Annotated in this window: 24 protein-coding genes; 15 read left to right on the top strand and 9 right to left on the bottom strand. The window is 57.7% G+C overall.

What is annotated here, in order from left to right:
* The coding region (locus tag JMF94_RS12790; protein WP_240825530.1) for a hypothetical protein at positions 1–209 on the top strand (209 nt) is incomplete at its 5' end.
* A 236-nt stretch (positions 210–445) separates the two neighbouring features.
* Here JMF94_RS12790 and JMF94_RS12785 read toward each other — a convergent pair.
* Entirely contained in the window at positions 446–2,128 is a 1,683-nt protein-coding gene (locus JMF94_RS12785; RefSeq protein WP_240825529.1) for a lytic transglycosylase domain-containing protein, read from the bottom strand.
* 271 nt (positions 2,129–2,399) lie between these two features.
* On the opposite strand from JMF94_RS12785, the gene JMF94_RS12780 reads away from it, so the two are divergent.
* On the top strand, positions 2,400–3,212 hold the full coding sequence (locus JMF94_RS12780) for an RNA methyltransferase (RefSeq protein ID WP_240825527.1): 813 nt from the start codon (positions 2,400–2,402) through the stop codon (positions 3,210–3,212).
* A 403-nt stretch (positions 3,213–3,615) separates the two neighbouring features.
* On the opposite strand, the gene fliQ is transcribed toward JMF94_RS12780, so the two are convergent.
* From fliQ to era, 7 genes are all read right to left on the bottom strand, one after another.
* Positions 3,616–3,885, bottom strand: coding sequence for a flagellar biosynthesis protein FliQ (gene fliQ / locus JMF94_RS12775; protein WP_240825525.1), 270 nt, complete (start codon positions 3,883–3,885; stop codon positions 3,616–3,618).
* 83 nt (positions 3,886–3,968) lie between these two features.
* Positions 3,969–4,682 (bottom strand): flagellar type III secretion system pore protein FliP, encoded by a 714-nt coding sequence (gene fliP, locus JMF94_RS12770; protein WP_022659839.1) that lies wholly within the window; start codon positions 4,680–4,682, stop codon positions 3,969–3,971.
* A gap of 16 nt (positions 4,683–4,698) precedes the next feature.
* Positions 4,699–5,292, bottom strand: coding sequence for a flagellar biosynthetic protein FliO (gene fliO, locus JMF94_RS12765; protein WP_240825524.1), 594 nt, complete (start codon positions 5,290–5,292; stop codon positions 4,699–4,701).
* Entirely contained in the window at positions 5,285–5,860 is a 576-nt protein-coding gene (gene fliN / locus JMF94_RS12760; protein WP_240825523.1) for a flagellar motor switch protein FliN, read from the bottom strand. Before fliN ends, fliO begins: the two co-directional genes overlap by 8 nt.
* Before the next feature lie 151 nt (positions 5,861–6,011).
* Complete coding sequence (locus JMF94_RS12755; RefSeq protein ID WP_240825522.1) at positions 6,012–6,671, bottom strand: flagellar basal body-associated FliL family protein; 660 nt, start codon at positions 6,669–6,671, stop codon at positions 6,012–6,014.
* Between the two features lie 92 nt (positions 6,672–6,763).
* Positions 6,764–7,492 (bottom strand): YggS family pyridoxal phosphate-dependent enzyme, encoded by a 729-nt coding sequence (locus JMF94_RS12750; RefSeq protein ID WP_240825521.1) that lies wholly within the window; start codon positions 7,490–7,492, stop codon positions 6,764–6,766.
* Between the two features lie 2 nt (positions 7,493–7,494).
* Positions 7,495–8,418, bottom strand: coding sequence for a GTPase Era (era, locus tag JMF94_RS12745; RefSeq protein WP_240825519.1), 924 nt, complete (start codon positions 8,416–8,418; stop codon positions 7,495–7,497).
* A gap of 457 nt (positions 8,419–8,875) precedes the next feature.
* Between era and JMF94_RS12740 the strand changes: the two genes are divergently transcribed.
* Together JMF94_RS12740 and JMF94_RS12735 are read left to right on the top strand one after the other, a co-directional pair.
* The gene (locus JMF94_RS12740) at positions 8,876–9,394 is read left to right on the top strand and encodes a VUT family protein (protein WP_192112801.1); all 519 of its coding nucleotides are present in this window, start codon (positions 8,876–8,878) and stop codon (positions 9,392–9,394) included.
* Positions 9,395–9,542: 148 nt separating this feature from the next.
* Positions 9,543–9,821: a DUF5665 domain-containing protein gene (locus JMF94_RS12735; protein ID WP_240825518.1), complete on the top strand. Its 279-nt coding sequence runs from the start codon at positions 9,543–9,545 to the stop codon at positions 9,819–9,821.
* A gap of 79 nt (positions 9,822–9,900) precedes the next feature.
* On the opposite strand, the gene tgt is transcribed toward JMF94_RS12735, so the two are convergent.
* Complete coding sequence (gene tgt / locus JMF94_RS12730; RefSeq protein WP_240825517.1) at positions 9,901–11,040, bottom strand: tRNA guanosine(34) transglycosylase Tgt; 1,140 nt, start codon at positions 11,038–11,040, stop codon at positions 9,901–9,903.
* A 301-nt stretch (positions 11,041–11,341) separates the two neighbouring features.
* Here tgt and alr point away from each other — a divergent pair, with 301 nt between their 5' ends.
* The 11 genes from alr to JMF94_RS12675 all read left to right on the top strand — a co-directional run bounded on the left by alr (position 11,342) and on the right by JMF94_RS12675 (position 22,351).
* Positions 11,342–12,493 carry an alanine racemase gene (alr, locus tag JMF94_RS12725; RefSeq protein ID WP_240825516.1) on the top strand — a complete coding sequence of 384 codons (1,152 nt, stop codon included), beginning with the start codon at positions 11,342–11,344 and terminating at the stop codon, positions 12,491–12,493.
* Positions 12,494–12,633: 140 nt separating this feature from the next.
* Positions 12,634–12,942 (top strand): 30S ribosomal protein S6, encoded by a 309-nt coding sequence (gene rpsF / locus JMF94_RS12720; RefSeq protein WP_240825515.1) that lies wholly within the window; start codon positions 12,634–12,636, stop codon positions 12,940–12,942.
* A gap of 1 nt (position 12,943) precedes the next feature.
* Positions 12,944–13,207 carry a 30S ribosomal protein S18 gene (rpsR, locus tag JMF94_RS12715; protein WP_022659828.1) on the top strand — a complete coding sequence of 88 codons (264 nt, stop codon included), beginning with the start codon at positions 12,944–12,946 and terminating at the stop codon, positions 13,205–13,207.
* A gap of 10 nt (positions 13,208–13,217) precedes the next feature.
* The gene (rplI, locus tag JMF94_RS12710; protein ID WP_192112797.1) at positions 13,218–13,724 is read left to right on the top strand and encodes a 50S ribosomal protein L9; all 507 of its coding nucleotides are present in this window, start codon (positions 13,218–13,220) and stop codon (positions 13,722–13,724) included.
* Positions 13,725–13,867: 143 nt separating this feature from the next.
* Positions 13,868–15,229 (top strand): replicative DNA helicase, encoded by a 1,362-nt coding sequence (gene dnaB / locus JMF94_RS12705; RefSeq protein ID WP_276612925.1) that lies wholly within the window; start codon positions 13,868–13,870, stop codon positions 15,227–15,229.
* 468 nt (positions 15,230–15,697) lie between these two features.
* The gene (locus JMF94_RS12700) at positions 15,698–15,964 is read left to right on the top strand and encodes an RNA-binding protein (protein ID WP_022659825.1); all 267 of its coding nucleotides are present in this window, start codon (positions 15,698–15,700) and stop codon (positions 15,962–15,964) included.
* A 943-nt stretch (positions 15,965–16,907) separates the two neighbouring features.
* Entirely contained in the window at positions 16,908–18,722 is a 1,815-nt protein-coding gene (locus JMF94_RS12695) for a DUF294 nucleotidyltransferase-like domain-containing protein (RefSeq protein ID WP_240825512.1), read from the top strand.
* Position 18,723: 1 nt separating this feature from the next.
* Positions 18,724–19,356 (top strand): 3'-5' exonuclease, encoded by a 633-nt coding sequence (locus JMF94_RS12690; RefSeq protein WP_240825511.1) that lies wholly within the window; start codon positions 18,724–18,726, stop codon positions 19,354–19,356.
* Positions 19,357–19,410: 54 nt separating this feature from the next.
* The gene (locus JMF94_RS12685; protein WP_240825509.1) at positions 19,411–19,725 is read left to right on the top strand and encodes a DUF485 domain-containing protein; all 315 of its coding nucleotides are present in this window, start codon (positions 19,411–19,413) and stop codon (positions 19,723–19,725) included.
* 80 nt (positions 19,726–19,805) lie between these two features.
* Complete coding sequence (locus JMF94_RS12680) at positions 19,806–21,446, top strand: cation acetate symporter (RefSeq protein WP_240825508.1); 1,641 nt, start codon at positions 19,806–19,808, stop codon at positions 21,444–21,446.
* A 350-nt stretch (positions 21,447–21,796) separates the two neighbouring features.
* Positions 21,797–22,351, top strand: a complete 555-nt coding sequence (locus JMF94_RS12675) for a hypothetical protein (protein WP_240825507.1) — start codon at positions 21,797–21,799, stop codon at positions 22,349–22,351.
* The last annotated feature ends 134 nt before the right edge of the window (positions 22,352–22,485 follow it).

The raw sequence follows: 22,485 nt of genomic DNA, 5'->3' as shown, positions 1-22,485 counted from the left end.
CGGCGACCGTCAGTCGTTTTTCTCAAGGCGCGAGGAGCGTTTATGCTCCCCTTTGCTTTCGAAGTCAACAACTTTTTTTTCATTTCGTGAAACTTTCGTTTCGCCGTGAAGCCAGTCGTTTTCTTCAATCGCGAGGAGCGTTTATGCTCCCCCTTGCCTTCGAAGTCAACAACTTTTTTTCATTTCGTGAAACTTTCGTTTCACCGTGAAGCCAAGTCGTTTTCTTCAATCGCGAGGAGCGGTTATGCTCCCCTTCGCTTCAGGAGTCAACCGTTATTTTCGTTTCCGCGAAAATTCTTTTCGCTTGCGTTTCCCTTAACCGTTTTCCCTTGTCGCGAAGGGGGAGATTGCCTTAAAGCCCCCCGCAAGTCAAGCAACAAATGCAATTTTTTACAAAACAATCCATCCATATCTGCGCAAACTGGCTAACAGTGCGGCTTTCAGTCTACTGTTCCACAACAAGACGCGCGCCCGTGCGCAGGTTCTTTTCGTCCACGCTGTTCCAGCGCTTCAGATCATCCACACTCACATTGTAGGTGCGGGCTATCTTCCACAAGGTATCGTTGGCCTGTACGGTGTAGGTAGTTTTGCTGGCTTTGGCTGCTTTGGCAGACTTGTCCTTATCACGATCCTTGCCAAGACGCCCATCAGGCCCGGCAGCCACTGGCCGCCCAACTGCGGGCACAGCCTGCCCGCTGCTCTGACCGCCCCCCTGTGCCGGGATGCGCAGCACAGCGCCTGCATGCACCTTGTGCGGATCAGAAATACCATTGCTCTGCTGGAGATCCTGCACGCTCACACCATATTTGCGGGCCACAGAGGTGAGTGTTTCGTCCGACCGCAGGGTATGCTTTGGCCCATCATTGGCGGCAATCACCCGTGCAGAGGATGCCTGCGGTTCCCGGCTGGCAGCCTCATTGCCGGACTTGCCCGCCTTGGCCTGCCCCTTAGCCGGTTTGGCATCCAGAGCCGCCACCGCCTGGGCAGACATGTTCACCGAGCGCGGAACCAGCACAGTTTCGCCAGCTTTCAAATAGGGATTGCCTGGGTTGGCAGCCCGCAGCGAAGCCACAGGCACACCGCACCGACGGCTGATTTTGTCCCATGAGTCTGCACTGGAGGCCACAGTGCTTGGTGCCCAGCCCGCATAGGGTGCGCACTGGGATGAAGACAGAAATGCCTGAGCCGCACGCTCGCGGCTTGCCGGTACATATATATATGTTGTGCGGCTGGTGTCGGTCATGGGGCGCTTGTGATGTCGGTTGAAGGCCGAAAACTCGTCCATGCCCATGCGGCAGGCGTGGGCCACGCCCGCCAGATCTGTGCCGGGTTTGGCGGTCAGGCGCAGCACGCCTGGTGCATTGTCGGGATGGATGGGATCAAAGCCAAGCTGGGGAAGGTTGCGCATGATCTTGGTCACAGCCAGATAGCGCGGCACATACTGCTTGGTTTCATCGCGCAGCTGCGCCTTGTCGTCCAGCATATGGTTGCGCGACTTGATTTCAAAAAAGTCACGCCCGCCCGTGCCCTGCTTGGCGCGCCCAATCTTGCCTTCTCCGGCGTTGTAGGCCGCAATAGCTGTGGGCCAGTCGCCAAAATCGCCATAGAGTTTTTGCAGGTAGTCCGCCGCCGCCTCGGTGGATTTGAAGGGATCAAGCCGCTCGTCCGTCCACCAGTCCTGATTCAGACCATACTTTTGCCCGGTATAAGGCATGAACTGCCATGCTCCGGCGGCCCCGGCAGGGGAGCGTACCTCGCTACGATAACCGCTTTCCACAATCGCAAGATAGGCCAGATCTTCGGGCATGCCTCGCGAGCGGAACACGCGCTTGGCATAGGCAAGAAACTGCTCCGCCCTTTTTGATGATGCGCTCATGGTGGGGCGGCCCTTGCGCAAAAAGTATTTGTACTGGCGCGTCACGTCCGCCATTGCGCTTTCGGGGATGTTTCTGTCCACCTGCCCGGTGGTGTTGAGAGCGGCGGTTTCACTGGCCGTCAGCGGCGGTGAGGTGTCTTCTTCCGGCACAGACATCGACAATCCCCCTCCGGGGTCGCTGCCCTGCCGTGAGGCGCAGCCCCCGGCAAGCAGCAGACAGCAGACAACAGCCAGAAAAAACAGTCTTGCCATTGCCGATCCGTTCCTGTTCGATGCTGCAACCATTGTTCCCTCCCCTTTTGCCGCCCCGGCTTGCCATCTGCCGGGAAGATGCGTACACAGCCGCCAAGGGCTGACTGTTCCTTCCCCGTGCGCGAAGCCACGGCATGGACTGGCAAAAGCCCACACACGTGCGCAACCGCGCAGCATATCGCATAAATATTTCTAGCGGGTTCTTGCCCGCACAATCCTCTCCCATCACTCAGGCCGCACGGCGGCCAATGCACACAGCCCGGAGGCGCATATGCATAATGAAACTGAACAAGCCCCGCTGCTGCCGGGCCTCAAGCCTGTGCTGGAACTGCTTGCCAGCGAGCCCCAGCGCATCGACTGCGTCTTCTGCAAAAAAGGCCTGCGTGGCCCCGATGCGCAGGAAGTGCTGAACCTTTGCCGTCAGCACAACGTGCGCTTCAGTCTGGTAGACCAGGTGGCTCTTGACCGCCTGTGCCGTGGCGCTGGCGGTCAAACTGCCCAGGGGCGTCAAGGCCGTGACGGCGTTTCCCATCAGGGCGTTGTGGCCCGTCTGGCCGCCACCGGCTTTACCGAACTTGCCGACCTGCTGACTGCGGCAGCCGATGCCCCCCTGCCCCTCATTGTGGCCCTAGACCAGGTACAAGACCCCGGCAACGTGGGCACAATCTGCCGCACCCTCTATGCGCTGGGCGGTGCGGGCATCATTCTGCCCCAGCACAACAGCGCCTACCTTGGCCCCGCAGCCCGCAGGGCCGCTGCGGGCGCACTGGAAAAACTGCCCGTGACCCGCGTCACCAATCTGGGGCACGCCCTGGACAGCGCCGAAGAAGCTGGCCTGACCATTTACGGCGCAGGCGGTGATGGCCCATCAAGCCTCAATGCCTTTGATGACCCCATGCAGTTGCCTGCCGTGCTGGTTCTGGGCAATGAGGACAAAGGCCTTCGGCCCGGAGTTGCCAAGCGGTGCGCGCACATGCTGCGTATTCCGCTTGCCCGCTCCTTTGACTCGCTCAACGTGGCGCAAGCCGGAGCCGTACTGCTGGGCCTTGCCGCAGCGCACAAGGCAAAAAATTCTGCATCGTAGGGCAATTTCTGCTCAGCAAATCCCAAAGCAAAAAGCACGCCAACACAATAGGCCCTTTTTGCGCAGTTCAGACAAGCTCTTGACAGCATAAAAAAGGAAGTGCAACCACACTTCCTTTTTTATTACAAACAAAACAACCCTAAACTTTCTCTAGATATTTATTAGATAGATTTTATACATCACAAATAGCAAACCAACTGCGCAAAATACAGTTATGCTGTTGCTCATATCAGAATCAAAACACCCTAAACAACATAATGCGCCCCCTTGGAGCGTTACATCTGCGCAAATTGGCAAACCATCGTTGAACGCAAAAAACCCGCCCCATGCCAGTGCTGCGCAAGAATGCGCGGATGGCGGAGCGGGTTGTGCGCGCCGATAAGGGCGACCCGAGAGGCAGTCTTTACCGGATATAGGTGGGAATATTGATGAACACGTCGCGGGTAAAGGTAATCATGCGCTCCATGAGCCAGGGCAGGGCCATAAGCAGAGCCAGAAACATGCACACGACCTTGGGGATGAAGGTCAGCGTCATTTCCTGAATCTGGGTTGCCGCCTGAATAATGCTCACTACCACGCCCACACCAAGGCCCACACCAAGCATGGGCAAGGACATCATCAAGCAAAGTTCAATGGCCTGCCGACCGAAACCGATGACGAAATCTGGGGACATGGGTGACTCCTGAAAATTGACGGTGTGCGAATCTTTCCAACCCATAGGCAAAAACCGGGCCAAAGCTGAACGCAGAGCGTCGGTCAGAGCAGAAAACTGTTCACCAACGAGCCAACCAGCAGATTCCAGCCGTCCACCATGACAAAAAGCAGCAACTTGAAGGGCATGGACACCATCATGGGCGGCAGCATCATCATGCCCATGGCAAGCAGCACGCTGGAGATGACCATATCCAGCACCAGAAAAGGAATGTAGATGAGAAAGCCGATGGTAAAGGCGGTTTTAAGCTCGCTGATGACATAGGCGGCGGCCAGCAGCATGGTGGGCACTTCCTCCTTGCTGCGCGGCGCTTCCATCTTACTGATGGAATAAAAAACAGAGAGATCTTTTTCGCGCGTATGCTTGAACATAAAAGTGCGCAAAGGGGCCTGCGCCCTGTCAAGCGCCACCTTGTAGTCGATCTGCTCGGCCAGATAGGGCTGCAGGGCGTTATCATTGATCTGCTTGCCCACGGGATACATGATGACCACCGTCATAAAAATGGCAAGGCTGGCAAGAATCTGGGTGGGGGGCAACTGCTGCACGCCCATGGCCTGCCGCAGAAAGCTGAAAACAATGATGATGCGGGTAAAACTTGTAACAGTGAGCATGATGGCCGGGGCAACGGAAAGCACGGTGAGCAGGAAAAGAATTTCCAGCAGCACCGAGACCTTTTCCGGCGATTGCGCCCCACCAGCCAGAGTGAGCTGCATTGTGGGCATGGCCAGATCCTGAGCCGCAAGGGCCAGAACCGGCATGAGGAGGATGAAGAGGCTAGCTGCCGCCAGCGCCGCGACGGGCTTCTTCCATGATCTGTTTGAAATCGGCGTTTTCTGGCTCATGCTGTGCCTGCTCCTCTGTCAGAAGGGTAATCTGCTGGTCGGTAACGCCCAGCAGCAACCTTCTATTCAAAAAGCGTACCACCATCAAGCCTTTACGCGGCCCAAGCGGAAGCTGGGCCTCCATGACCAGGGCATCGCGCGGCAGCGCCCCCGGACGCGGCAGAAAATTGAACTTGCCGAAACGCCGCGCCAGCCATACGGCCAGCCACAGCACGGCCACCAGCAAAAACAGAATACCCACGGCCTGAATATAGCTACTCCAAGAAAAGGACGACTGTCCCAGCGTTGAAGCCGGTTCCGCCAGCGAGGCAGCGGCCTGTTCCGTAGCAATGCCCACGCTTTGCGCGGCCTGCGCGGCCATATCCAGCCCACGGAGCATCTGCTCGGCAGCGGCAGCCACGGTCTGTTCCAGCCCCGGCGGCACCGCTGGCGCGGATCCTTGCGCGCCAGAAGTGACCACGCCGCGTACCGCGCTGCCCGAAAGGCCGCCTTCGGCGGCGGCCAGCAGTAGGGGCAGGCTAGCCAAGCTGCTTCACCCTTTCAATGGGGCTGATGATGTCGGTGAGGCGCACGCCGAACTTTTCGTTGATGACCACGGCTTCGCCGCGCGCCACCAGCTTACCGTTCACAAATACTTCCAGCGGTTCGCCAGCCAGCTTGTTCAGCTCCACCACAGAACCCTGCCCAAGCTGCAGCAGTTCGTTGATAAGCAGACGGGTGCGCCCAAGTTCGGCGGACACATCCAGCGGAATATCCAGAATAAAATCCAGTTCCCGCTTGAGCTTGTTGTCCTTGGGCTGACGGGCCATTTCCGTCATGTCCTGAAAATGCGCGTCTACCGCATGACCGCCAAGCCCTGCACCAGCGCCGCCAAAGGAGGTCGGCCCCTTGTCTTCCTCATCCTGGGCCAGCGATTCAGCCCACTGAGCCGCCAGAGCTTCTTCATCCAAACCGCTGCCAGCCGCACCACCAGGCGCAGCATCAGCAGCAGGCGCAGCGGGTGCAGCAGGCGCAGCAGATTCTGCCGCATTGGCTTCATCTTCCAGTTGCGCGGCCCACTGGGCCGCCAAGGCTTCCTGATCTTCCTGCGACATACGTCACCTCATTCTCTATTCCAACATGCTCACCCGAAATTCGGGCGGCATCGCGGCAACAGCGCGCCCCGCACCGGGCATGGCTGCCAAAAGCCTCTATCTGAAACCGCGTCCGCACAAAAATCAGCTGCCAGAGGCAGAGCTTCCCGCGCTACTCCACTACAAAATCGGTAAAATATACGCGTATGACCCTTTGCGCGCCCAGAATCTGGTTCAGCCGCGCGGCCACTTCCGCCTTCAACAGCACCTTGCCGTCAGGCGTGGAGATATCATTAAACGTCTTGCCCGCCAGCAGCATGATGATGGCATCGCGGATACGCGGATTGTTGGCCTGCAACGCGGCGGCAACGTCCGCATTGACCTCGACCTCCATGCCCAGCTTGAGGTACCGCCGCCCCGAGGGGTCGGAAATATTCACGGTTATGGGCGGCAATGGCAAAACCTGACCACTGCTGCGCGGCAGATCGCCCTGCCGTTCAATGCGCCCGTCACCCGCGCCTCCAGCGCCGCCAGAACCGCCTGCCCCGGCATGGCCGGACGCACCGCCGTTGGCACCGCCGGAACCGCCCGCGCCTGTCTGGCCCGCCGCGCCCTTGCCTGCGGCATCAGCAGATGCAGCCTCAGCGGGCGCAGAATTTGCCGAAGACGGCGTACGCATAAAAAACCACCAATAGCCCCCAATGCCAGCGCCACTCAGAGTGATAAGCAATATCGCCAAAATAATGACGATGCGCTTGGCCTTGGAGCCCTTCTTGGGGTTTTCAGCCTGCCCTTCCGGCAGGGCCTTTGATTCTTTTTCTTTGGCCGCCATACGTACTCCACCGCTATTGTGGGGTCATGAATGCGAACCGCTCAAGTCATTCAGGTCTGCATGGCATATAGCAGACTTTGTGCCAAAGCTGTTCACACCTTGGCAGGACGCGGCCCGAAAATATCCGTACCTATGCGCACCATGGTGGCCCCTTCGGCCACAGCGCCTTCAAAATCGCCGCTCATACCCATGGAAAGCTCGGGCAGGGGCAGGCCAAGGCGGGTGCTCAAGGCATCGCGCAATTCACGCAGTCTTGCAAAATGGGGCCGCGCGGCATCGCCCGCGTCAAAAACCGGGGGCAGACACATGAGGCCCTGCACCTCAAGGTGCGGACAACGCTCAAGAACATAATCGGCCAATTCCGGCAAATCTGCAGACATCACACCGGATTTTTGCGATTCGCCACCAACATTTACTTCAAGCAACACTGGCTGGCGCGCACCGCCCTCCGCCAGACGCCGTTCAAAAGCGTCCGCAAGCTTGCGGGAATCAAGGGTATGCACAAGATTGAAAGCCCCAGCCACCAGCGGAGCCTTGCGGCTTTGCACATGACCGATCATGTGCCAGCGGATCCCGGCGCACTGAGCTGCTGTGGCCGGGTCTGCGCTCAGGTCTTGCCTTTTCTGCAAGGCCTCCTGAACGTAATTTTCGCCAAAATCAATCTGCCCGGCGGCGGCCACCTGGGCCAGGGATTCCGCCGGATGCAGCTTTGAAACGGCAATAAGCCTCACGCCTTCGCGGGAGCGACCAGCCGATGCGCAGGCAGCGTCAATGCGGTCAAGCACCCGCGCATAGCGTTCGAGCAACAAGGTATCGCCCATGACTACTCCGCCATCAGGCCCATCTCGCGCAGGAAGGCGGCGTCTTCTGTCCAGTGCTCGCGCACCTTGACCCAAAGCTCCAGATGCACCTTGCCGCCCACCAGATCCTGAATTTCCTTGCGGGCCTCAATGCCTATCTGCTTGATGGATGCGCCCGCACGGCCAATAACCATGGCCTTGTGCATGGGCCGCCCCACGTAGATGACCGCGTGGATCACAGTCTGGCCACGCTCTTCGTCTTCCTCCCAGTTTTCCACATCCACGGCCACGGAATAAGGCACTTCCTGGCGCAGATGCAGGAACAGCTTTTCTCGCACGATTTCCGCAGTCATGAAACGCATGGGGGCCGTGGAAATCTGGTCTTCGGGGAACTGGGCCTGAGCAACGGGCAGCTTGGAGCGGATAAGTTTTGCCAGTTCCGGCAGGCCGTCCCGGTTCAGGGCCGAAGTGGGGAAAATTTCCGCCTTGGGCCACATTTCGCTCAGACGGGTCAAAAGCGGCAGCATGCGGCTTTTGTCCGAGAACAGATCCACCTTGTTGACCACCACGACCATGGGCCGGTCATCGTTGGAAAGCGCCCTGGACAGCGGCTCAAGGTCGCGGTCCAGAAATTCCGGATGGCGGATGTACAGGTGGGCGTCAAGCACGGGCATGATGACTTCGGCCTGGGCAAGGCTCTGCCACACGGCCTGGAGCATGGTTTTGCTCAGCCGGCCGCGCACCTGGGCAAGGCCCGGCGTATCCATAAAAATAACCTGGGCTTTCTCGTCCGTAAGGATGCCCACAATCTGATTGCGCGTGGTCTGCGGCTTGGGGGTGACAATGGTCACCTTCTGGCCGAGCAAAGCGTTCAGCAGGGTGGATTTGCCCGCGTTGGGCGGCCCCATAAGCGCGACCCAGCCGCAACGATAGTTCTGATCCGACATTCTTTCTCCCGGCTGGAAACATCCAGCCTCTACCGCCGCAAACTTCGACGGATAATTTTCTGGCAATTTTGCAGGGCGCGGGCGCATTGGCACGACAAAGGCCGCCCTATGCGGGCTAACATCTCAAAGAAATTGCGCTTCCGCGTTCGGGCGGGCGTGGGTTTGCGCACCTGCCCGGCACAGTCAGAGTAAACTTTACTCTAGAAACATACTATAACTGGCTTTCTGTCCCACATCCGCGCTTCGGGGTCAAGACGCGCAGCATTGCCCCGACCCATCCTCCGGCCCAAAACCGGACAGATACAGGGGACAGACGTAGCCGCAAAACCGGGCGCAAAAATCGATCACGGGGCAACACATGCATTTTCCCTGTCGCCGGACAGCCCATCATATTATATTTCTGCCACGTCCCAAACAGCGGGGCATTCCACAGCCACCCTTGACTACAGGCGCGCCAATGCCTACTCTCCCGCCCATGTTCAGCCTATTTACCTATATTGCACTTATTGTGGGCGTTAACTTCGCCTTTTCTGTCACCCCGCTCATTCAGTTGCCCAATGGCGATATGTGGGCTCCCCTTTCGCTCATCGTCGGCTTTATTTTTGTGGTGCGCGATTACGCGCAGCGCCGCGTGGGGCATCATGTACTCTGGGGCATGCTGGTGGGCTGCGTGGTCAGCTGGTTCATGGCCAGCCCGCAGCTCGCGCTGGCCAGCGCCGCAGCCTTTGCCGTGGGCGAACTTGGCGATTGGGCGGTATACACCTTTACCCGCCGTCCCTTTTCACAGCGCATTCTCATTTCAAGCCTTGTGGGCGCGCCGCTGGACAGCATCGTGTTTCTGGGCATGATCGGCATTGCCACACCGTGGTCTGTCATTACCATGAGTCTGAGCAAACTGGCAGGATCGCTGCTTGTCTTCTGGCTGGTACGCCGCCGCGAGCAGCGCGAATGCGGGCTTGAGCACATTCAGGCATAGAGGGCGACCCTGCTGGGGCATGCCCCGCATCTGCCGCAAAGCACAACACACATTTTCAAACCCGTGGTCGCAGGATCACGGGTTTTTGTGATTTGAGAGCTTACCGTATAGACTCTGCCTCAAGCGGCACTCCGCACGAGGGGGATCAATGGACAAGCGACCTGAAGCCAGACAGACCGATGCCGAACTCCTGCTGCAACGCCTCGACAACGCAGGCCTCACGGAATATGTCCGCCTGTCGCAAAAAACCGGCAAGATCCTTTGGCTCAACTTTCTTTCGGGCATTGCCAGAGGGCTGGGGTTCAGTATTGGCGCATCGTTGGTTTTAGCCGTCCTTTACAAGATACTGGCCCGCATCATCAGCATGAACATCCCTTACCTTACAGAACTGCTGCAACAGATCATGAACATGGCGAAGGGCAGCTGACAGGAACGCGCATTCTTGCCACAAAAAAGGGAAGAAACCATAAAGCTCCTTCCCTTTATATGGACGATATTTGTTGCGCTTACGAGCCAGCGGCGGCGCGGGCGGCTTCGTCGGGATACAGGGCTGTGATTTTCGCCAGAAAATCCATATAGCGCCCTTCCACGATGGCCTGACGCGCGTTGCGCGCCAGATCGAGAAAATAGGTGAGGTTGTGAAGGGAATTGAGCCGGAAGGACAGCAATTCCTGACTGGCGTACAGATGCCGCAGATAGGCTCGCGAAAAATTGCGGCAGGCGTAGCAACGGCAGTTGGGGTCAAGGGGGCCGTCATCCTCGGCAAATTCGCGCCGCTTGATGTTGATCTTGCCAAGCGATGTGTAGAGCGTGCCATTACGCGCATTACGGGTGGGCAGCACGCAGTCGAACATATCCACCCCGGCATGGATGCCCGTGGCAATGTCCAGCGGCGTCCCCACGCCCATGAGGTAGCGCGGCTTTTCACCGGGCAGCAGGGGCGCTGTGTGGTAGAGCAGGTCGTACATCTTGTCTTTCGGCTCGCCCACCGAAAGCCCGCCAATGGCAAAGCCGTCAAAATCCATAGCGCACAGTTCGTTTACCGAGCGCTCGCGCAGGTCTTTGTAAAAACCGCCCTGCGTGATGCCAAACATCAGATTATGCGCCGAACCGGGCGGATAGGCGTCCATGGCGCGCTTGGCCCAGCGCGTGGTCAGGGCCAGGGATTTTTCCGTATAGGCGTAATCCGCGCCAAAGGGCACGCATTCGTCAAGCACCATCATGATGTCTGAATTCAGGTTACGCTGGATTTGCAGCACCTTTTCAGGCGTGAACAGATGCTTTGAGCCGTCGAGGTGCGAGCGGAACTCCACGCCTTCCTCGCGGATCTTGCGCAGCGAACTCAGGCTGAATACCTGAAAACCGCCGCTGTCCGTCAGGATGGAGCCGGGCCAGGAGGCGAACTTGTGCAGCCCCCCGCGCCTGTGCACAAGCTCATCGCCGGGGCGCAGATAAAGGTGATAGGTATTGCCCAGAATGATGGGCGCGCCAATGGCGGCCAGATCATCCGGGGCAAGCGCCTTGACGGAGCCCACGGTTCCCACGGGCATGAAGATAGGCGTGGGGATAGTGCCGTGAGCCGTGCGCAGCACCCCGGCGCGGGCCGCGCCGTCGGTGTGTTCGATGGTAAATACGGATTGGGACATGCCGCGCAGAGTAGCCGCAAGCGCCGCACTGCGCAAGAGGGGGAGCACGCCGCATCGTGAGCGGATATCCGCAGATTCCGGCTCAAAAAGTTATGGTTTGCGGCAAATGCGCGAGGATGCCGCACGGCTAATTGTTGTGCCTTGGGGGCAATATTGTTAAGCTTGCCCCCTTTCATTAAAGGGTGTTGCGCGCAATGGCCGGGGCCGTTGCGCCGGGGGGCCGCAAGGGACGGCGACCCTTCGCTGCCGCCATGCGCGGTGCGCGGACAAACCGCGCAGAATGTCCTTCAGCAAAGTTCAAATGAGGGAATTCCCTGTGAGCGACTGCACGTTTTCACCATCGCTGTGCCACATCGATCTGGCCGCCATCCGCCGCAATTTTGGCCGTATGGGCAAGGCTGAAAAGCTTATGCCGGTCATCAAATCCGATGCCTACGGCCACGGCCTTGTGCCTGTGGCGCGGATTTTGTCTGACGCTGGCGCGCGGCGCTTTGCCGTGGGAACCGTATCAGAAGGCATGGCCCTGCGCGACGCTGGCCTGCGGCAAACCATTGTGCCGCTTCTGGGCGCTCTCACCGATGTGGAATGGCAGGGAGCCGTCATGCAGGGACTGACCCCGGTGGTGGGCAACTTTGACCAGCTTGAGCGCGCCGCAGCCCACTGCCACGCCGGACGCACCCTGCGGGTTGCCATAAAGTGCGAAACCGGCATGGGCCGCCTTGGCTTTTCGCAGGAAGAACTGCCTCAGGTCATCGACCGCCTGCGCAACATCCCGGGCATCTGCCCGGCCATGGTCATATCGCACTTTTCCTGCGCCGACGTGCCGGAACAGGAAGCCTATTCGCAGGATCAGATCAAGCGCTTTACCGCCATGTCTGACGCGCTGCGCGCGGCATTTCCGGATATTGAGCGCTCGCTCTGCAATACGGCTGGCACCATAGGCCGCCCCGAAGCGCATTTCGAGGTATGCCGCCCCGGCATTTCGCTTTACGGCGGCAATCCCTTTACGGGGACCTCGTGGGAGGGCAAGGGCGCCGCGCTCGGTTTGGAATGGGCCATGAGCGTCAGCGCGCCCGTTATCGAAGTGCGTCAGGTAGCCGAGGGCCGCAGCGTGTCGTATGGTCGGCTGTTTACGGCGCAAAAGCCCGCCACCGTGGCGGTTGTTGCCATTGGCTACGCCACGGCTTTCAACCGCGCGCTCTCAACACGTGCCGCCATGCTCATCAACGGACGGCGCGCCCCCCAGGTTGGCCGGGTGTGCATGGGCATGATCATGGCCGATGTCAGCGATCTGCCGCTCGTGCGCGTGGGCGACACCGCATGGCTTGTGGGCGGCCCCGCCGAGGCGGGTCAAAAAGCGGTGACGCCGCAGGACATCGCCGACGCGCTGGGCACCATTTCGTACGAAGTGCTCTGCCTTTTTGGCGGTATGAACCCACGCGTGTACGCATAACCCACGGCATCACCCTGGCAGTGCAGGCTTTCGGCCTTCTGAAAATTTCGGCTTGACAGGCCCATTTGCCGGAAGTATAAGACTCGTTCCTTGCTCGCGCCCCGTGTGGCGTGGGCTGCCAATCCAAAAGGAGAATACCAATGCGGAAATTTGAAACCCTGCTGCTCCTTTCCCCGGAGCTTTCCGCCGATACTCGCGAGGGCACCATTGCCGCCCTTACCGCGATCATCGAGCGTGAGAAGGGCGTCATGGTGGAAGTGGACAATTGGGGCATGCGCGACCTCGCCTACCCGGTTCGCAAACTGATGCGCGGCTTTTATGTGCGTCTGGTGTACCAGGCTCCTGCTGAGCTTATCGCTGAGCTGGAACGCAACATTCGCATCACCGACGGCATCTTCAAGTTTGTGACCGTCAAGTTGGCCGACGAAGTGGCCGGGGAGGTTGCCTAACATGGCTTTTAAGAAGAAATTTGCCCCGCGCCGCAAGTTCTGCCGCTTCTGCGCAGATAAAGATCTGCCCCTGGATTACAAGCGCGCCGACATCCTGCGCGACTTCATCACCGAGCGCGGCAAGATCATTGCCCGCCGCATCACCGGCACCTGCGCACATCACCAGCGCCTGCTGACCCGCGAAATCAAGCGCGCCCGCCAGATGGCCCTGCTCATCTACACCGCGACGCACGATTCCGGCGTCAAGAAAAAGAGCACCATTTAAGGAGGCGCACATGAAACTGATACTTCGCGCCGACGTTGAAAATCTCGGCAGCCTTGGCGATGTGGTTGAAGTGAAAGCTGGTTATGGCCGCAATTTCCTGCTCCCGCAGGGTCTGGCCATGGTCGCTTCGCCTTCCAACCTCAAGAGCTTTGAACAGGAACGCAAAAAGCTTCAGGCCCGCATGGATGCCGTGCGCGCTGACGCCCAGGCCCTCCAGGCCCGCCTGGAAGCCCTGGAAGTTGTTATCCCCATGCACGTGGGCGACAACGACAAGCTTTACGGCTCCGTCACCACCACCATCATCGGCGACGCTCTTGCCGCCCTTGGTGTGGAAGTTGACCGCCGCCGCATCCTTATGGATGCCCCCATCCGTACCCTTGGTGAACATCCCGTTCGCGTGCGCCTGCACGCCAGCGTGATCGCCATGGTGCCGGTGAAGGTCATTTCCGACCATCAGCCCATCGAAGAAGAACCCGCACCTGCTGCTCCCGCTGAAGAAGCCGAGGCAGCCCAGTAGGGGTTTGCGTGGTTTCCCGCAACGATAGCAATTCCGCCCCCGGCCACGCGGCCGGGGGCTCGCCTTTTGGGCAGGGCCGCAACAAGGATGGACAGTCTCGCTCTTCAAACGCGCACAGCGCGGAAAAGGCCGAGGCCGACATTCTGCGGCGTGTGCCCCCCCACAGTGTTGAAGCCGAACAGGCTGTGCTCGGCGGCGTTTTCATGCGCCCCCAGCTCATGCACTCCATCGCAGACCAGCTCACTGACGAAGATTTTTATCTGCCCGCACACGCCACCATCTACAAGGCGTTTCTAGAGCTTTACCGCAAATCGGCCCCCCTCGACCTTATTGCCACCGCCGAACAGCTCAAGAGCATGAACGCCCTTGAAGAAGCTGGCGGCGCGGTCTATCTGGGCGAGCTGGCGCAGGCCGTTGTTTCTGGCGCCAATGCGGAATACTACGCCACCATAGTCCGCGACAAATCCTTGCAGCGCAGCCTGATCAACGCCTGCTCCGGCATCATAGTCAACTGTTACGATGCCACGCGCGAAGTTGGCGAACTGCTGGACGAATCCGAACAGGCGGTTTTTTCCATTTCGCAGCGCACCTCGGGCAAGGATTTTACCCCCACTCGAGAACTGCTGGAACGGGTGTTTGACAAACTTTCCAAGCTGGCCGATGCCAAGGACGTCATTACAGGCGTCACCACCGGCTATACCCGCCTGGACAAACTGACCGCTGGTCTGCAACCCTCAGATCTCATTATTGTTGCGGCCCGCCCCAGTATGGGCAAGACGGCATTTTCCATGTGCATGGCCATCAACGCTGCCGTGCGCCAGAACGTGCCTGTGGCTGTTTTTTCGCTCGAAATGAGCAAGGAACAGCTCATGCAGCGCATGCTGGCAGTTTGGGGCAAGGTGGATCTTTCCAAATTGCGCCGTCCTTCTCTTCTGACAGACGAAGACTGGCAGCGCCTCTATGACGCGGCGGACGTTGTGGCCCGTGCGCCCATATTTATTGACGACACCCCGGCGCTCACCACGTTGGAACTGCGCGCCCGCGCCCGTCGCCTCAAGGCGGACAAAGGCCTTGGCATGGTGGTTGTGGACTACCTGCAGCTCATGCGTACCAGCCGCCGCACCGATTCGCGCGAACTGGAAATTTCGGATATATCGCGTTCGCTCAAAGGCCTTGCCAAGGAAATGAACGTACCCGTGGTTGCGCTTTCGCAGCTTAACCGCAAGGTGGAAGAACGCAGCGACAAACGCCCCATGCTTTCGGACCTTCGCGAATCTGGCGCTATTGAGCAGGACGCCGACGTTATCATGTTTGTATACCGCGATGACGTATACAAATTTCAAAAACCCGCCGACCGACCGCCCCAGGGCATTGCCGAAATTATTATCGGCAAGCAGCGCAACGGCCCGGTGGGCGTTGCAGAGCTTATGTATATGTCGCCCTACACTTCGTTTGAAGATATCGCGCCAGACTGGATGCCCCCGCCATCAGAGGGCGGAGCCTAGCCAATTTCAGAGCCGTGCAACTGACGCAAAAGCTGTCGTTGTGCGGCTCTTTAGCACCCTAATTGGTATGACACTAATAATTACAGCCTGAACGTATTTTCCAAGCAATAGTTTTCTATTTTAATGTTGGTTGAACAACCAATTTGATTGTTAGCAATGCACTGTGCCACTATTTATCTTTTCAAGGCCCGTTGTGTCTGCGTGATGTATTGAACATCCGATGATCACCATATTTTGAGATTCTTTGCACAACCTCCTGCCAATCATTCGCCTATCTCCATTTCATCCTTTCTCACTGCGGGTTTGCGCCCTATTTTAAACACCAGGATACGCAATACCAACTTTTTTTTGGCGATTCGTTGACAAGGCCGACAAAGCGTGTTTCCATGTTTTTCATGGGCCGCGTACCGGTAATACGTTTTACTGGGCGTAAGCGCGGGAAGATTGTTTTTTTTGAGAGGGTGTTTCATGTCTAAGTCCATCTATGTCGGGAACCTTCCTTGGTCTGCCACTGAAGAACAGGTCCAGGACCTTTTTGCCGAATATGGCAGCGTCCTGTCTGTGAAACTTGTTAGCGACAGGGATACCGGCCGTGCCCGCGGCTTTGGCTTTGTGGAAATGGAAGACGGCGAGGCCGACTCCGCCATCGAAGCTTTGGACAACTTCAGCTTTGGCGGTCGCACGCTGCGCGTGAACGAAGCCAAACCCAGAGCCCCGCGCCAGCCCCGCTACTAGGGCGCTGTAACGGACAAAGACACGCCCCAATTGGGGCGTTTTTTGTTGCGCGCACCTTAGGATCGCCCAAGAGCGCTCCTGCACATTCTAGCGCGGCGGAGCTTTCGACAGACAATATCTGCCGAAAGCTCCGCCGCAGCATTTTTGCCTCCTACCGCACCATCCGCCGACGGCTTCTTCCCCATGCTCCACAGGCAAACGATGGGCCATCCCACGTATTGCTAAACTCGCCGCTAAACTGCCGTATACCCTTTTCCCGCACATCGCTCCTGCGCTCAGCCCCCCCCCCCATGCAGCCAAACTTCGCCCTGCTTATTGCGGATAAACGACTGCGCCCTCCTGCCCTTGCTTGCCTCCGCGTAAAAAGCAGACTGTATTGCTATGCAATGAGGCAAAGGCATTACAGCCAGCCTTAGGCCCTTGCCTGCGAAACAGCTTCTCGGCACGCCTCCCCCAATTGTTTGCTCTGACGAAGGGAAGCCCACAAGTCACAAAGCCGCTACTATTGCATGCCTCTTTTTTCTATTGAACCTGCATGCCCCAGCTACATATATTGCACACAATCCTGATTACTGAATTGTTTATGTGTATAAAAACGATCATTTTAACAAAAAAATTTATTTATAATTCATTTTTATTAATATTAATGACTATAAAAAATAATCATTGCACGACTTAAGATATTAATTGTAGTGTATTGATAATTTCAATAGCAAATTTTTTGTTAAACTTTGCTTCTATAAACTGTATAAACAATCAATGAAATATTTCACATACATTAGTTACATACAATAATTTTTATTTATTCATGAAGCACAAACAGCTCATTGATTGAACAGTTTCTATGAATTGCAAACATAATTCGCACAACAGAAAACTCACGCAGGCACGGCGCGGTCGGCAAAAATACAATCATACCGTAGGGACGCATTCGGGGCTGACTATGCCAAACACCCGCTTTGACCTCACGCACCCCCCCTTTGATCTGCTGACCAAGGCAGAGGCATCTGCCCTGTCGGCCTCTGCCGACATCCTTTTTTTCAGCAATGATCAGGAGATTCTTGCCTCGGGGAGTGCGGTCGATGCTCTCTATCTGGTCATGAAGGGCCTTGTTCGTGAAATGTCGGGCGAGGAAATTGTGGGTGCATACCGTGAACACGAGGCCTTTGACTGTCGCGCCTTGGCCACAGGCAGAACGCGGCACAGGTTTGTGGCACACGAAGAAGTGCTGCTTTGCGTGTTCCCTGGACGGGAGGTGCTGGCACTGACGGAAAAGAACTCGCTTTTCGGCGCGTACTTTTTTGCAACCGTGTCCGACAAGCTGGGTCAGCTTGCCCAAAGCCGCGACCGCCGCGAATGGCAGAGCCTTTTTGCGGTCAAGATCAGCGATGCGGGCTTTCGCCCCCCCATATTTGCCGAAGCAACGGATACCATTGCCCACGCCGCACAGCGCATGAAGAAAAGCCGGAGGCGATCCATCTTTGTGCGCGACGGTTCCAGCACCGGGATTTTCACCACGGGCGACTTTTGCGACATCGTGGCAAATGCGGTTTCCAACCAGACGCCACTCAGGGCCTGCGCCCAGTTTTCCCTGCTGAGCTGCGAAAAGGACGACTACCTTTTCAATGCCCTGCTTCTCATGACCCGCCACAACATCCACCGCATTGTGGTGACGGACAAGGGCCAGCCAGTGGGCGTTCTGGCCATGATCGACCTGCTTTCCTATTTTTCCAACCATTCCCTGTCGATCGCGCGGCAGCTCGAGGCAGCCACCACCCTGGCCGACCTGCACAGTGCCATGCGGGACATGGAAGCCCTGATAACAACCCTCGTTACCCAGGGCATAAAAACGCCCCAGCTCGCGCGCCTTGTGCAGGTGCTCAACGCGCAGCTTATGGCTCGTCTCTGGCAGATGACGGCCACGCCCGCCGTATTTGCCGGGAGCGCCCTGCTCGCTCTTGGCTCCGAAGGACGGGGCGAGCAGATACTGAAAACAGACCAGGACAACGCGCTGATTCTCGCGGAAGGCCTGGACGAAAAGGAGGTGGAACACTCTGCAAACAGCTTTACGGAGCGCATGCTCAGCCTTGGCTACCCGCCCTGCCCAGGCGATATGATGGTGAACCAGCCGCTTTGGCGGCATACAGTGCGAGGCTGGGAACAGACCCTGCGCCAGTGGGCGGATTCCGCGCAGGGCGAGGGGCTTATGCATCTGGCAATTTTTCTGGATGCGGAAACAGTCTCCGGCCCGGCCTCCTGGCTTGAGGCCTGCCGCAAGGCCTTGCGCTCGGCCCTGCACGATGACGCGGCGTGGCTAGCGCGCATGGCCCTGCCCATTGAGCAGTTCCCCACCCGAACAGGCGAAAGCGGCTTTTGGCGGCAACTGCTGAACCGCGAAAAAAACGCCCTGCTCGACATCAAGAAAGCGGGCATTTTCCCCATTGTGCACGGTGCCCGTATTCTGGCGCTGGAGGCGGGCATTTACGCCACCAACAGCTTTGACCGACTGGAGGCCCTCACATCACGGAGTATTATTGAAAAATCACAGGCAGATGACCTGGCCGAATCCCTGGCCTTTCTGATGCGCCTGCGGCTGGACGCAGGCCTTGAAATGCTGCGCAAGGGGAACCCCCTGAGCAACGAGATTGACACGGCCTCCCTGTCCACTCTGGACAAAGACCTGTTGCAGGATGCCCTCCAGGTGGTCAAGCGCTTCAAACGCTTGATCAATCAGCGCTACGGGCTGGACAGGTTCTGAAATGCAAAACACCTGGATACAGACCGTGGCGCGCCGCTGGCGCATACGCGGCCTGCGGGAACCCTACCGTTCCCTGCTGGATCAGGATGACGGCCTGCTTGTAAGCATTGATTGCGAAACGACCTCGCTCAATGTGAAGGAAGCTGAGCTTTTATCCATCGCCGCCGTCTGCATAGACGGCAGGCGTCTTTGCACCAGAGACGCCTTTTACGCGCTGATAACGCCGCAGCATGCCCCTGACGGGCAGAATGTGCGCGTGCACGGGTTGCGCCCGTGTGATTTCAGCACGGGTCTGCCGCTTCAGGATGTGTTGTCGGCTTTTCTTCAGTTTGTCAGAGGCAGAACACTGGTGGGCTATTATCTGCAATACGACCTTGCAGTGTTGAACAAAAACTTGAGGCCACTGATGGGGGCAGCATTGCCAAACAGTCGCATAGAGGTTTCAGGCCGCTATTACGACTGGCGATTTGCGCAATATCCTGGCGCCTACATTGATCTGCGATGGGAAACGATGGTCAAAAACCTTCGCCTTCCCACGCTGCCAAGGCACGATGCCATGAACGACGCCATAACAGCCGCCATGATGTATCTGGCGCTGCAATCGCGCGGATACGGCGCACACAGGCTCCCATAACATCCAATGTCTGCGCAAAAGACATTGCGGACAAATGTATGCGAGGAGGGAACAATGGCCTCAGAACTGACGCAACGAATCGAAAAGAATGCGCAATATCAGCACTTGATCAAGACGCGCAACGCCCTTGGCTGGCGACTCACGCTTGTGGTTTTTGCCGCGTATTACGGTTTTATTCTGGTTGTCGCCTTTGACAAGCAGCTCTTTGCCACACCTCTTGCAGCAGGAATGACGACGACATGGGGCATTCCCCTGGGCATCGGCATCATCCTGCTGACCGTTGTGCTTACAGCGGTCTATGTTCGCAAGGCCAACAACGAATTTGACCCTGCGCTCAAGCAGATTCTTGAAAAAGAGGTGCAGTCATGAGGGGAATAAGCGCTTGCACATGCGACCATAAATTCGGGCGACACAAACTCGCCCCAGCGATCACCGCCACAACCTTCTTCATGGTTCTTTTTGTCGCCCTTCTGCCCGGTCTGGCCCTGGCGGCGGGTGTCATTGAAGAAACGCAAAAACAGAACACCGACTGGACAGCCATCATCATGTTCACCATTTTTGTCGGTGCATCGCTGTGGATAACCAAGTGGGCCGCCAAGCGCACACGCTCCGCTGCGGATTTTTACACGGCAGGCGGCGGCATCACGGGCTTTCAGAACGGCCTTGCCATCGCGGGCGACTTTATGTCGGCGGCATCCTTTCTGGGCATTTCTGCCGCAGTCATGGCAACGGGCTTTGACGGCCTGATATACGCCATAGGCTTTCAGGTGGGCTGGCCGCTCATAACCTTCATGCTGGCGGAGCGTCTGCGTAATCTTGGGCGCTTCACCTTTGCCGATGTGGTGGCCTACAGACTCCAGCAGGTGCCTGTGCGCATTTTTGCCGCATCTGGCACCCTGGTTGTGGTGTTGTTCTATCTTATCGCTCAGATGGTGGGCGCGGGGCAGCTCATCAAGCTGCTCTTCGGGCTTGATTACCACTATGCGGTGGTTATCGTGGGCCTGCTCATGATGGCCTATGTGCTTTTTGGCGGCATGACGGCAACCACATGGGTGCAGATCATCAAGGCCTGCCTGCTGCTCGGCGGGGCCTCGTTTATGGCCTTTATGGTTATGGCCCAGTATGGTTTCAGCCCCGAAAAACTTTTCACCGCCGCTGTGGGCATCAAAAAAAGCGCGGCCATCATGGGGCCGGGCGGTTTTGTCAAAGACCCCGTTTCTGCCATTTCGCTCGGTATTGCCCTCATGTTCGGCACTGCCGGGCTGCCGCATATCCTGATGCGCTTTTTTACCGTGCCGGACGCCAGGGAAGCCAGAAAAAGCGTACTCTGGGCAACCACATGGATCGGCTATTTCTACATTCTGACCTTCATCATCGGCTTCGGGGCCATAGTGTTTGTGAGCACCAATCCCGAATTCCTCGATGCAAACGGCGTTTTGCGCGGGGGCAGCAACATGGCTGCCGTGCATCTGGCCAACGCCATTGGCGGAAATATCTTTCTTGGCTTCATGTCGGCGGTGGCATTTGCCACAATTCTGGCCGTGGTGGCTGGGCTGACGCTCTCGGGGGCGTCCGCCGTGGCGCACGATCTGTACGCCTCTGCCCTCAAAAAGGGCAAGGCCAGCTCCAGCGAGGAACTTAAGATATCCAAGCTGACAACCGTGGCCCTCGGCATCATCGCCATGTTTCTGGGCATTGTGTTTGAAAAACAGAACGTGGCCTTCATGGTGTCTCTGGCCTTTGCCATTGCGGCCTCGGCCAACTTTCCGGCTCTGATCCTCTCGGTGCTGTGGAAGGGCTGCACCACCAGAGGTGCTGTTGCCGGGGGCTTTGTGGGTCTGTTGGCCGCGCTGGTCATGACCATGCTCTCGGATGCCGTGTGGGTGGCAACCTTGGGTAATCCGCCAGGCTCCGCGCCCTTTCCGTATTCCTCCCCGGCCATTTTTTCCATGCCGCTGGCCTTTTTGTGCATATGGGTAGTGTCCATATGCGATCAGTCCCCGCAGGCGCAGAAGGAAAGGGAGGCTTTTGCCGACCAGAAAATCCGGTCTGAAACCGGCCTTGGAGCTTTCAAGCCCACGGCGCATTAAGACGACAGACACACTACGCCCACACCAAGGCCGTGTTGCAAAGCCTGACATGGGGCAGTGTTAGCCTTCAGCGGCCATCAAACAACCTGCCCGCCCGGAACAGATATTTTTCGGGCGGGCAGGCTCAATGAACTTGTAAACCTCATCCGCAAAAGCAACACGGCATTGCAGGGCATCTTATTTTACGGCGCGCGACTGCGAATGCCAACGCATTCCGGTTGCGGCGCTTTTCTTTGCGGGCTTGCCTTGCCGACTGCTGCAAATTTTGCCATGATGTTCATGAAGCTTCTGCCGGTTTTTTTGGCCCTTATACCCTTGTCCGGCGCAACAATCCTTTGAGGAGGGCATCCATGCTTACCCCCAACCAGTGTGTGCTTTACAGCGGCGGCGCCGCAGGAACAGAGCAGTTCTTCGGCGCTTTGGCCGAAAGCTGGGGTATGGAAGAAGTAAACTACAGCTTTGAAGGCCACCAGATCGAACGCACGCGCGGCGTGCGGGTGCTCACCTCTGAAGAACTGGCCCTTAAGGATGTCAGCCTGACCTATGTTTCGCGCCTCATGAGCCGCGAATACACGCGCGCACCCCTTTTCCGCAAAGTTTTGCAGTCCATCTGCTGGCAGGTCAGCAGCGGCGAGCAGATCATTGTCATCGGCGCAGTCCAGCCTGACGGCACCGTCAAGGGCGGCACCGGATGGGGAGCGGAATTTGCCAAGATATGCAACAAGCCCCTGCTTGTTTTTGATCAGCCCAAGAACGCCTGGTTGTTCTGGAACAAAGACAACTGGACCCAGACAGACGAACCCATGATCACCCATGCCCATTTTGCCGCCACAGGCACGCGTTTTCTTGAAGACAATGGCCGCATCGCCATTCAAGACCTGTTTGCGCGTTCTTTTTCGCGCTAAAGCAGAATAATTTAGTGTCAATGCACTAGAAAAATAATCCGCTTCTGCTGCAACGGCCCCTGGTTCGCAAACGGTCCGGGGGCCGTGCCTGCGACATGTATCCCACCTGCCGCAGGTTGCGCAGGCAGCGCCTC

Origin of the sequence: Desulfovibrio sp. UIB00 (assembly GCF_022508225.1) — a bacterium.
Classification (GTDB): domain Bacteria; phylum Desulfobacterota; class Desulfovibrionia; order Desulfovibrionales; family Desulfovibrionaceae; genus Desulfovibrio.
Note: the sequence above shows the minus strand (reverse complement) of the source record. Positions and strands in the feature narration are given on the sequence as shown.

Coding starts and splice junctions, on each gene's coding strand:
- JMF94_RS12785 (WP_240825529.1), bottom strand. CDS start 2,128: ATGGCAAGACTGTTTTTTCTGGCTGTTGTCTGCTGTCTGCTGCTTGCC.
- JMF94_RS12780 (WP_240825527.1), top strand. CDS start 2,400: ATGCATAATGAAACTGAACAAGCCCCGCTGCTGCCGGGCCTCAAGCCT.
- fliQ (WP_240825525.1), bottom strand. CDS start 3,885: ATGTCCCCAGATTTCGTCATCGGTTTCGGTCGGCAGGCCATTGAACTT.
- fliP (WP_022659839.1), bottom strand. CDS start 4,682: ATGCCGGTTCTGGCCCTTGCGGCTCAGGATCTGGCCATGCCCACAATG.
- fliN (WP_240825523.1), bottom strand. CDS start 5,860: ATGTCGCAGGAAGATCAGGAAGCCTTGGCGGCCCAGTGGGCCGCGCAA.
- JMF94_RS12755 (WP_240825522.1), bottom strand. CDS start 6,671: ATGGCGGCCAAAGAAAAAGAATCAAAGGCCCTGCCGGAAGGGCAGGCT.
- JMF94_RS12750 (WP_240825521.1), bottom strand. CDS start 7,492: ATGGGCGATACCTTGTTGCTCGAACGCTATGCGCGGGTGCTTGACCGC.
- era (WP_240825519.1), bottom strand. CDS start 8,418: ATGTCGGATCAGAACTATCGTTGCGGCTGGGTCGCGCTTATGGGGCCG.
- JMF94_RS12740 (WP_192112801.1), top strand. CDS start 8,876: ATGCCTACTCTCCCGCCCATGTTCAGCCTATTTACCTATATTGCACTT.
- JMF94_RS12735 (WP_240825518.1), top strand. CDS start 9,543: ATGGACAAGCGACCTGAAGCCAGACAGACCGATGCCGAACTCCTGCTG.
- tgt (WP_240825517.1), bottom strand. CDS start 11,040: ATGTCCCAATCCGTATTTACCATCGAACACACCGACGGCGCGGCCCGC.
- alr (WP_240825516.1), top strand. CDS start 11,342: ATGAGGGAATTCCCTGTGAGCGACTGCACGTTTTCACCATCGCTGTGC.
- rpsF (WP_240825515.1), top strand. CDS start 12,634: ATGCGGAAATTTGAAACCCTGCTGCTCCTTTCCCCGGAGCTTTCCGCC.
- rpsR (WP_022659828.1), top strand. CDS start 12,944: ATGGCTTTTAAGAAGAAATTTGCCCCGCGCCGCAAGTTCTGCCGCTTC.
- rplI (WP_192112797.1), top strand. CDS start 13,218: ATGAAACTGATACTTCGCGCCGACGTTGAAAATCTCGGCAGCCTTGGC.
- JMF94_RS12700 (WP_022659825.1), top strand. CDS start 15,698: ATGTCTAAGTCCATCTATGTCGGGAACCTTCCTTGGTCTGCCACTGAA.
- JMF94_RS12695 (WP_240825512.1), top strand. CDS start 16,908: ATGCCAAACACCCGCTTTGACCTCACGCACCCCCCCTTTGATCTGCTG.
- JMF94_RS12690 (WP_240825511.1), top strand. CDS start 18,724: ATGCAAAACACCTGGATACAGACCGTGGCGCGCCGCTGGCGCATACGC.
- JMF94_RS12685 (WP_240825509.1), top strand. CDS start 19,411: ATGGCCTCAGAACTGACGCAACGAATCGAAAAGAATGCGCAATATCAG.
- JMF94_RS12680 (WP_240825508.1), top strand. CDS start 19,806: ATGGTTCTTTTTGTCGCCCTTCTGCCCGGTCTGGCCCTGGCGGCGGGT.
- JMF94_RS12675 (WP_240825507.1), top strand. CDS start 21,797: ATGCTTACCCCCAACCAGTGTGTGCTTTACAGCGGCGGCGCCGCAGGA.